1 protein-coding gene is annotated in these 614 nt (G+C 56.5%); it reads left to right on the top strand.

Going from position 1 to position 614, the window contains the following annotated elements; all coding sequences use genetic code 11:
* On the top strand, window positions 1-218 hold a 218-nt coding region (locus tag AWB65_RS35265), incomplete at its 5' end, for an FCD domain-containing protein (RefSeq protein WP_125474319.1).
* Between the last annotated feature and the right edge of the window lie 396 nt (window positions 219-614).

The raw sequence follows: 614 nt of genomic DNA, 5'->3' as shown, positions 1-614 counted from the left end.
ACCGCCAGCTTTACCGCTATCGGTTCCAGGGAAGCGTGACGTCGGAGACGTGGCATACCGCGATCGATGAGCACGAGGAGATCGTGAGGCTGCTGTCGGCGCGTGATGGCGCGAAACTGGGAGAGTTTCTAAGGCGGCATGTTCATAGCACATGGGAACAATTGCCGCAGGAGGAAGGCGATGAAGTCGAGGAGAAGTCGAATACGACGGAGGATTAGAGGGATGTTGAAGGCAGGCGATGGGAAATGCGCGGGCGATTCTGGCGGATGCGGGCTCGGCTCGTTTCGCTTTTCTTGAATTTACCAGCCAATGTGTCCATCTCTCGGCGCGTTAGCTCGATTTGGTTTTATCCGGCCTACCGTATTGAATGGTAACTACACGTGTGCGGGCTGGGATGCAGCTACATGTGGCCGTGAGCCGAAGGTAAATTGCAAACTTGCGATGGTTGACAGACGAGTGACCGGATGGCCCGGAAGAGACAAGTCGCAACGAAGCGCGAAATGGCAAAGCGCGGAAAGAAGTAACAAGGTGCTCTACATGCCCCTTGACGTTGCAACTGCCAATCGTCTCTCGCTTCGGTCGTGGACCGCCCTGGAACGTGCGCGCGCGGGATA

The organism is Caballeronia humi, from assembly GCF_001544475.1.
Classification (GTDB): domain Bacteria; phylum Pseudomonadota; class Gammaproteobacteria; order Burkholderiales; family Burkholderiaceae; genus Caballeronia; species Caballeronia humi.
This window is presented reverse-complemented; position numbering and strand designations above follow the sequence as displayed.